This window comes from Streptomyces sp. NPDC055025, from assembly GCF_053608565.1.
On the sequence record NZ_JBSGVS010000002.1, the window covers coordinates 87,565 to 96,443 of the forward strand.

An 8,879-nucleotide genomic window follows, 5' to 3' on the forward strand; every position below is an offset into this window, starting at 1 on the left:
GGTCGGTGCGGCGGTCAACGAACTCGATCTCCTGATACGGGAGTGCCGGGTACGGGCGCCTCCCGTGGCTCCGGTCCTGGACCAAGTATGTCGGCCCGCGCACCGGGACCGGGTGCCGGGCGGCGTCTCGTACGGATACGAACGCCGAACGCCGCTCCGGCACGACCGGGACGTACACGACCGGGACGTATCAGCTCACTCGCCGGCGGACGGTTCGAAGGGCACGGTGAGACAGGCGAGCCGTGCCCCCGCAGTCCCCGCCTGACCGGGGGACGTCGAGGTGTGGTGCTCATGGATGACCACGGAACGCGCCCCGCCCGGCCGGAAGCGCCAGTCGTGCCGGGACTCGGCGGCGCCCTGGCCCTCGGCGTCGGTGGTGAAGTCCAGCCAGACCTCGTTCTCCGGGTTCGCGTAGGCGGGGTCGGTGGACGGCTGCTGCGGGTCCTCGACGTTCTGGTAGTGCGGCCCCGCGGCCTCCGGGGTCCGGCCGCACGGCCCGGTGTGCACATGCGCGCCGTACATACGGTCCGGGAGCAGACCGCTCACCCTGAGCCGGACCGTGGTGATCGCCCCGCCGGCCTGCTCCCCGGCCTGATCCCCGGCGTGCTCACGGCCCTGCCCGCTGCCCTGCCCGCCGCCCTTCTCGCTGCCCTGCTGGACGACGGAGACGCGGGAGCCCACGGGCACCTTCGTCACGTCGTACGTCAGCGCGTTCGAGAGCTGGAGGGCGGAGACCTGTGCGAACCACCCCCCTGCCTCGACCAGGTCGGAGCCGTCCCGCGCGAATGCCGTGGTGGTCATGGCCGGCATCACGAGCGCGGCGGTGACGGCAAGGGCCGCGGACGCCTTGCGATGAGTCCTCACGAGCGGTCTCCTTCGACGGTGATGTTGAGGAGTCCAGGGTGGTGGACGGCGGCGGTCCCGCCGTGTCGCATGGCGAGTCCGCGCCACGCGGTTAAGGCGTTCGGTGCAGTGAAGCGTCGGGTGCGCCGAGGCGGTGGCCACGACTGGGCGTTCCGCGCCGGCGACTCGGACAGCGCCAGATTAGCTCCGGGACACATCGGCGGCATTCGAGAGTGATCATCTCCCGGTATCCGAGGAGGGTCCGCCGGGAACGGCTCGACGGGCACGCCTCGTGCGGCACGTCCGCTCCCGCCCGGCGACCGGTCCGGCGGACCGGATCCTCCGGGCGGGTGACGCGACAGCGTACGACGGCCCGGCGGGAGAGCCGATGTCCTTTGACACTGAAGTCAGTCGCCTGGATCGCGCTGACCTGCCACGACTGAGTTGGTTGGCAAACGATCACGTGAGATCGGCCGCGGCGTTGGCGGTCCCGTCGGCTGGTCAGTCCCAGTCGGACGCCGGCTGAGCGACTCGACCGCCTGAGTGGGGTGTGGGGATGTAGCCCTCCGCACCGTCGGGCAGTTCGGCGATACATGCCGACGAGCAGGCGCTGACCAGCAGAGGAAGCACGTCGGTGGCCACGCGTAGCGAGATCCATACCTGATGGAATCCGCTCTGTGCGATCGGATGGTTGCAGACACCGCAGCGATGGATGGCGGTGATGCCCCATTGCCGGGGATCCAGGTTCTCCAGATCGAGGTCCGCCACGGAGTCCTGGGCAGGCTGAAGCCTTGGGAAGGGTGGCCGCAGCTTCTCGTTGCCGAACAATGCGCGCGTGCTCACTGTGCTGCGGTTCAGCTTCTGGCATCGGGTGATCTCGTAGGGGAACCAGTGAAGTCGGTATGAGGTGTATGGGGTGAACTCCTCCAGGCTGGTCATGGATCCGATCTCGGGCGGGATGCGGACCAAGTTGCTGCCGTAGAGGACCAGGTGTTTGACCGCCGTCAGCCTGGCGATGCTCGGCGGCAGGGTGATGACCTGCCGCCGCTCTTCCGGGCTCAGCTCGGTGAGGGGGCGGAACTCTTCGCGCCCGTCGGCGGCGGCCTCATCGACCAGCTCCAGCAGGTGTTGCCAGCCCGGGGCAGAGGTGTCCTGCCGTTCGGTGTGGAATCCGACGCGGGCTCGCGGGCGTGGCCTGGACTGGTCGAAGCACGAGCACGCGTCCTGGCGGGGCCCCTGCCGCTCCGGGGCTGGATCTGATGTGTCGCCCCAGCGGTTCACGTAGAGCTTCGGTTCTTCCGCGTCCGTCATGGCACCAAGATACGGAGGTTGCTGAGGGCCGCTTCAGTGACTATGCGCGCGCGAGAGACTCGGGGGCGAATGCTTGCGTGGGGAAGCTGACGCTGCTGATGGGGAATTGCGTGACGTTCCGCATGCGGACGGGACCGGAAGCAGACGTTGATGGAGGAGTAGGACACTGAGACGTCGTGGTCGTCCAGAGCGGTCACCGAGCCCGCGCATGACCCGGCAGCGGTCATGTACTAGAGTTATCTCGACATCGAGATATCTGCCCGAGGCGTACCGCGGCCGCCACTCGGTAAGGGTTACCTAACCAAGCCTTACCTTAGCGGATCGGCGAGGGTCGTGGCGGCACCACGCGGCGGTAGGCCGCACATAGAGGTACAGGCGCGGTAGTACGCGCACATTGATGAAGGAGACTGTCGTGTCGGCGAACAGCTTCGACGCCCGCAGCACGCTGCGCGTGGGCGACGAGTCGTACGAGATCTTCAAGCTGGACAAGGTCGAGGGCTCCGCGCGCCTCCCATACAGCCTGAAGGTGCTGCTGGAGAACCTGCTCCGCACCGAGGACGGCGCGAACATCACCGCCGACCACATCCGCGCGCTCGGCGGCTGGGACTCCCAGGCGCAGCCGAGCCAGGAGATCCAGTTCACCCCGGCACGCGTGATCATGCAGGACTTCACCGGCGTGCCCTGTGTCGTGGACCTCGCCACCATGCGCGAGGCCGTGAAGGAACTGGGCGGCGACCCGGCGAAGATCAACCCGCTGGCGCCCGCAGAGCTGGTCATCGACCACTCCGTCATCGCCGACAAGTTCGGTACGGCGGAGGCCTTCGCGCAGAACGTGGAGCTGGAGTACGGCCGCAACAGGGAGCGTTACCAGTTCCTGCGCTGGGGCCAGACCGCGTTCGACGAGTTCAAGGTCGTCCCGCCCGGCACCGGCATCGTCCACCAGGTCAATATCGAGCACCTGGCCCGTACGGTCATGGTCCGGGGCGGCCAGGCGTACCCCGACACCCTCGTCGGCACCGACTCGCACACCACCATGGTCAACGGCCTCGGTGTGCTCGGCTGGGGCGTCGGCGGTATCGAGGCCGAGGCCGCGATGCTCGGCCAGCCCGTCTCGATGCTCATCCCGCGTGTCGTCGGCTTCAAGCTGACCGGTGAGCTGCCCGCCGGCACCACCGCGACCGACCTCGTCCTCACGATCACCGAGATGCTGCGCAAGCACGGCGTCGTCGGCAAGTTCGTCGAGTTCTACGGTGAGGGCGTCGCCGCCACCTCCCTCGCCAACCGCGCCACCATCGGCAACATGTCGCCGGAGTTCGGCTCCACCGCCGCGATCTTCCCGATCGACGACGAGACGCTGAAGTATCTGCGGCTGACCGGCCGCAGCGACCAGCAGGTCGCGCTCGTCGAGGCGTACGCCAAGGAGCAGGGCCTCTGGCTCGACCCGGCCGCCGAGCCCGACTTCTCCGAGAAGCTGCAGCTGGACCTCGCCACGGTCGTCCCGTCCATCGCGGGCCCGAAGCGCCCCCAGGACCGTATCGTCCTGGCCGAGGCCAAGCAGAAGTTCACCGAGGACGTACGCAACTACGTGTCCGAGGACGAGGAGGCGGGCAAGGAGTCCTTCCCGGCCTCCGACGCCCCGGCCTCCGCCGACGGCGTACCGACGCGGCCGACATCGGTCACGGCCCCCGACGGCTCGACGTACGAGATCGACCACGGCGCCGTGGTCGTCGCCGCGATCACCTCCTGCACCAACACCTCGAACCCGTATGTCATGGTCGCCGCCGCGCTGGTGGCCAAGAAGGCGGTCGAGAAGGGCCTGACCCGCAAGCCCTGGGTCAAGACCACCCTCGCCCCCGGTTCGAAGGTCGTCACCGACTACTTCGACAAGGCGGGTCTGACCCCGTACCTCGACAAGGTCGGCTTCAACCTCGTCGGCTACGGCTGCACCACCTGCATCGGCAACTCGGGCCCGCTGCCCGAGGAGGTCTCCAAGGCGGTCAACGAGCACGATCTCGCGGTCGCTTCGGTGCTCTCCGGCAACCGCAACTTCGAGGGCCGGATCAACCCCGACGTCAAGATGAACTACCTGGCGTCCCCGCCGCTGGTCGTCGCGTACGCCCTCGCCGGCTCGATGAAGGTGGACATCACCAAGGACGCCCTGGGTATCGACCAGGACGGCAAGCCCGTCTACCTCGCGGACATCTGGCCCACCGAGGCCGAGGTCAACGATGTCGTGGCCAACGCCATCGGCGAGGACATGTTCAACAAGTCCTACCAGGACGTCTTCGCGGGCGACGCGCAGTGGCAGGCGCTGCCGATCCCGACCGGCAACACCTTCGAGTGGGACCCGCGGTCCACCTATGTCCGCAAGCCCCCGTACTTCGAGGGCATGACGATGGAGACCAGCCCGGTCGAGGACATCGCCGGCGCGCGTGTGCTCGCCAAGCTGGGCGACTCGGTCACCACGGACCACATCTCCCCGGCCGGTGCGATCAAGGCCGACACCCCGGCCGGCACGTACCTCACGGAGCACGGCGTCGAGCGGCGCGACTTCAACTCGTACGGCTCCCGCCGTGGCAACCACGAGGTGATGATCCGCGGCACCTTCGCCAACATCCGGCTGCGCAACCAGATCGCGCCGGGCACGGAGGGCGGCTTCACCCGCGACTTCACCGTCGAGGGCGCCCCGGTCTCCTTCATCTACGACGCCTCCCAGAACTACCAGGCCGCCGGCACCCCGCTGGTCGTCCTGGCGGGCAAGGAGTACGGCTCGGGCTCGTCCCGCGACTGGGCCGCGAAGGGCACGGCGCTGCTGGGCGTGAAGGCCGTCATCGCCGAGTCGTACGAGCGCATCCACCGCTCGAACCTGATCGGCATGGGCGTCCTCCCGCTCCAGTACCCCGAGGGCGCCTCGGCGGAGGCCCTGGGCCTGACGGGCGAGGAGACCTTCTCCTTCACCGGCGTCACGGAACTGAACAACGGCACCACCCCCCGCACGGTCAAGGTCACCACGGACACGGGCGTGGAGTTCGACGCGGTGGTCCGCATCGACACCCCGGGCGAGGCGGACTACTACCGCAACGGCGGGATCATGCAGTACGTGCTGCGCCAACTTGTCAGTTCTTGACCTGATGTGAACGAGCGCCCTGCCCCCGCATCTCGCGCGCGGGGGGCGGGGCACTCGCGCTGACGGGGCGGAAGACGCGCCTGCGACCATGGCCGCACGCGATCTGTTCCCGGAGCGGAGCCGCGCATCCTACGACGACGAAGAGCCCCGCACCTGGTACCAGGTGCGGGGCTCCTCTGTCCTCGCGAGCGTGTGGTGAACGACGCGGCTGCGGCACATCGCAGCAGGCCGCCGACCGACGCATCGGCCTGCACGTCCTTCTCGGCCTTGTGCACGTGGCGGAGTACCGCTGGGGCGCGGCGCACTGCTTCCACAAGCCCGGCACGGCCGAGGCCGAAGCGTGGGTCGCCGGCCACCTGACCACGATCCTGCACGGTCAGGCCGCCTGCGCCGCCGCCGAGATGACCGGCCAGGCCGACCGCGCCCGATGCTGCCACCCAGCACCGACAACGCCCGGCTGCCGGCTGTAACCACCACCGCGGGAGCGCCTGTTGGTGTCCGCGTCCGTGACTGTCCGGTCCCGCACCGAGTGGTCCGTGTCGGAGGCCACGACCGCGATGAGCCCGCTTACGTCCCTTGTTACCCCTAAGTGACCCTCCTGTTGCCAGAGTTGGGTCATGCGCGTACTGATCGTGGAGGACCACAAGGATCTCGCGGAGAGCATCGCGAGGGGGCTGCGTCGGCATGCCATGGAGGTCGAACTCGCGCACGACGGCGAGCAGGGGCTGAGCCGGGCGTCGAGCGGGGCCTACGACGTCGTCGTCCTGGACCGTGACCTGCCGCTCGTGCACGGTGACGACATCTGCCGTGCGCTCGTCCGGCAGGGCAGCCCGTCCCGCGTCCTGATGCTCACCGCCGCCGGCACCCTCGCCGAACGCGTCGACGGCCTCGACCTCGGCGCGGACGACTACCTTGCCAAGCCCTTCTCCTTCGCCGAACTCATCGCCCGTGTCCAGGCGTTGGACAGACGCGATCAGCCCGCCGTGCCTCCCGTCCTCGTCCGCGGCGACATCGAGCTCGACTCCGCCCGCCGTACCGCGCTCCGCGGCGGACGCAAGCTGGACCTGTCGCCGAAGGAGATGGCCGTCCTGGAGGTGCTGCTCGCCGCCGGCGGTGCCGTCGTATCCGCCGAGGAACTGCTGGAACGGGCCTGGGACCGGGACGCCGACCCGTTCAGCAACACCGTCAAGGTCACCGTCAGCCGACTGCGCCGGAAGCTCGGCGATCCGCCGGTCATCGAGACGCTCCCGCACGTCGGTTACCGGATCTGACGGGCGCGACCGCGGGACGGCCGTTGTTGCCAGGCGGGTGACGGTGCGCCAGCCTGTGAGGGGAGTAACCCGGGTGTGACCCGGGGTGGGGGAGCCTCAGGTCCGTGACGTGTGTCTCGTAGGGGGAGCGATGAGGGTACTGGTGGTTGAGGACCATACGGAACTCGCGGACTCGATCACCAGGGTGTTCCGCCGCGAGGGCCTTGCGGTGGACACCGCCTACGACGGGAGGACCGCGCTCGACCTCGCCATCGACGTCGACTACGACGTGGTCGTCCTCGACCGCGACCTCCCCGACGTGCACGGTGACGAGGTCTGCGCCGAGCTCACCGCCGAGGGCGTCCGCACCAAGGTGCTCATGCTCACCGCCTCCGCCTCCGTCGCCGACCGGGTCGAGGGCCTCGGCCTCGGCGCGGACGACTACCTCCCCAAGCCCTTCGCCTGGGCCGAACTCCTCGCCCGCACCCGCGCCCTCGGCCGCCGCGCTCACCCCGTGCGGGAACCCGTCCTTGCCCGCGGCTCCCTCCTGCTCGACCCCGCCCGCCGTACCGCCAGCCACGCCGGCACCCAACTTCCTCTCACCGCGAAGGAGTTCGGCGTGCTCGCCTACCTGCTCGGCGCCGAGGGACGGACCGTCCCGGCCGACGAGCTGCTCGCCAAGGTGTGGGACGAGGTCATCGACCCCGGCACCACCACCGTCAAGGCCACGGTCAACCGGCTCCGGACCAAACTCGTCGACCGCTCCGTGATCCAGACCGTGCCCGGAGAGGGCTACCGGATCTGACATGGCAACAACCCTCATGGCCCGCGTCCGAGTTCGCGCCCACGGCTGGCTGAGCGGCCCCGGCGCCGCCTGGGTGCGAGCCCTGATCCGCCCCCTCACGCCCCGCCGGGTCCGGGTCCGCTTCGCCATGCTCTTCGGGCTGCTGTTCATCGCCTCCGGCGCGGTCCTGCTCAGCATCACCTATCTGCTCGTCAACCGCCCCACCCGCAGCGTCGTCACCGCCGTACACGACGAAGGGCTACCGGGAGGCGGTTCATCACCGGGGACCGTCATCCGGCCAGGCCCGGGATCCGGGCAGGACCTCACCGTGTGGCTCAACGACCAACTGCGCAGGCAGACCGAGCATCTGCACGACGTCCAGATGCACGACCTCCTCGTGCAGTCCGGCACCGCCCTCGCCATAATGGCGGCGATCTCCATCGTGCTCAGCTGGCTCCTGGCCCGGCGCGTGCTCCGGCCCATGCGCACCCTCAACGCCGGCATCGCCCGGATCTCCGCCAGCAACGTGCACGAGCGCCTCGCCGTCGCGGGCCCCCGCGACGAGATCAGCGAACTCGCCGACAGCATCGACGGGCTCCTCGCCAGGCTCGAAGCAGCCCTGGAGTCCCACAAGCGCTTTGTCGCCAACGCCGCCCACGAGCTGCGCACCCCGCTCACCGTGGAACGCGCCCTCCTGGAGGAGTCCCTCCTCGACCGCGACGCCACCGCCGAGTCGTTCCGCGAGAACTTCGAGCGCCTGCTGCGGATCAGCACCCACCAGGGAGCCCTGCTGGAATCCCTCCTCACCCTGGCCGTCAGCGAACGGGGCGTGGAACGGACCGAGCCCGTCGACCTGGCCGAGATCAACGAGTCCGTGCTGCTCACCCAGCTTCCGGAGCCCCTGCGGCACGGCGTACGGATCGAGGACCGCACCGAGCCGACGCCGGTCGCCGGCGACAGCGCGCTCCTGGAGCGGCTGGTCGCCAACCTCGTCCACAACGCGGCCTACTACAACGTTCCCGACGGGACCGTGGACATCACCGTGCGGCGCCACGACCGGCGCGCCGTCCTCACGGTCTCCAACACCGGCCCCGAGGTCCCCAAGGACCGGGTCGACCAGCTCTTCGAACCGTTCCAGCGCATGTACCGCACCGCCGGCGACGGCCACCACGGCCTCGGCCTGTCGATCGTCCGCGCCATCGCCGCCGCCCACGACGCCACCCTCACCGCCCGCGCCAGGCCGGGCGGCGGACTCGTCGTCGAGGTCTCCTTTCCCCTCCTTGTCAAGGCCGGGGAGCGATACGAGGGTTGGCCACAGCCGCGCGCGGCCACCGCGTCCAAGTGACCAGAACGGCGGGTTGGACGACACCGTCCGATAGGTATTGTCTTGATTGACCGGCCCCGGTCGTGAACGGGCTCTGACGACGTTTCACCGGGATTTTCGGTCCACGGGTGGGGATTCCCAGGAGCTTTCCGAGCGGAAGCTCTTTCCTTGCGTTTCCTGCGAAATGGTGCATTGGGCAGCTGCATGCCCATGGAGAGGGAATAGGGGTTAGGCCTAGAT

At 69.2% G+C, this 8,879-nt stretch carries 7 protein-coding genes; 5 read left to right on the top strand and 2 right to left on the bottom strand.

Going from position 1 to position 8,879, the window contains the following annotated elements; genetic code table 11:
- Positions 1-195 precede the first annotated feature (195 nt).
- Positions 196-801: a superoxide dismutase family protein gene (locus tag ACWGDX_RS01670; RefSeq protein WP_453621423.1), complete on the bottom strand. Its 606-nt coding sequence runs from the start codon at positions 799-801 to the stop codon at positions 196-198.
- A 543-nt stretch (positions 802-1,344) separates the two neighbouring features.
- Positions 1,345-2,154, bottom strand: a complete 810-nt coding sequence (locus tag ACWGDX_RS01675) for a leucine-rich repeat domain-containing protein (protein WP_453621150.1) — start codon at positions 2,152-2,154, stop codon at positions 1,345-1,347.
- A gap of 412 nt (positions 2,155-2,566) precedes the next feature.
- Between ACWGDX_RS01675 and acnA the strand changes: the two genes are divergently transcribed.
- From acnA to ACWGDX_RS01700, 5 genes are all read left to right on the top strand, one after another.
- Complete coding sequence (acnA, locus tag ACWGDX_RS01680) at positions 2,567-5,281, top strand: aconitate hydratase AcnA (RefSeq protein ID WP_453621152.1); 2,715 nt, start codon at positions 2,567-2,569, stop codon at positions 5,279-5,281.
- Positions 5,282-5,556: 275 nt separating this feature from the next.
- The gene (locus tag ACWGDX_RS01685; RefSeq protein WP_453621154.1) at positions 5,557-5,751 is read left to right on the top strand and encodes a hypothetical protein; all 195 of its coding nucleotides are present in this window, start codon (positions 5,557-5,559) and stop codon (positions 5,749-5,751) included.
- Positions 5,752-5,898: 147 nt separating this feature from the next.
- Entirely contained in the window at positions 5,899-6,552 is a 654-nt protein-coding gene (locus ACWGDX_RS01690; RefSeq protein WP_453621156.1) for a response regulator transcription factor, read from the top strand.
- Between the two features lie 130 nt (positions 6,553-6,682).
- On the top strand, positions 6,683-7,336 hold the full coding sequence (locus ACWGDX_RS01695; protein WP_453621158.1) for a response regulator transcription factor: 654 nt from the start codon (positions 6,683-6,685) through the stop codon (positions 7,334-7,336).
- A gap of 1 nt (position 7,337) precedes the next feature.
- Positions 7,338-8,660 (top strand): sensor histidine kinase, encoded by a 1,323-nt coding sequence (locus ACWGDX_RS01700; protein WP_453621160.1) that lies wholly within the window; start codon positions 7,338-7,340, stop codon positions 8,658-8,660.
- Positions 8,661-8,879 lie beyond the last annotated feature (219 nt).

Bases quoted from the DNA above. Each gene is read 5' to 3' on its own strand.
- ACWGDX_RS01690 (WP_453621156.1), top strand. From the start codon at position 5,899: ATGCGCGTACTGATCGTGGAGGACCACAAGGATCTCGCGGAGAGCATC.
- ACWGDX_RS01670 (WP_453621423.1), bottom strand. From the start codon at position 801: ATGACCACCACGGCATTCGCGCGGGACGGCTCCGACCTGGTCGAGGCA.
- ACWGDX_RS01700 (WP_453621160.1), top strand. From the start codon at position 7,338: ATGGCAACAACCCTCATGGCCCGCGTCCGAGTTCGCGCCCACGGCTGG.
- ACWGDX_RS01695 (WP_453621158.1), top strand. From the start codon at position 6,683: ATGAGGGTACTGGTGGTTGAGGACCATACGGAACTCGCGGACTCGATC.
- ACWGDX_RS01675 (WP_453621150.1), bottom strand. From the start codon at position 2,154: ATGACGGACGCGGAAGAACCGAAGCTCTACGTGAACCGCTGGGGCGAC.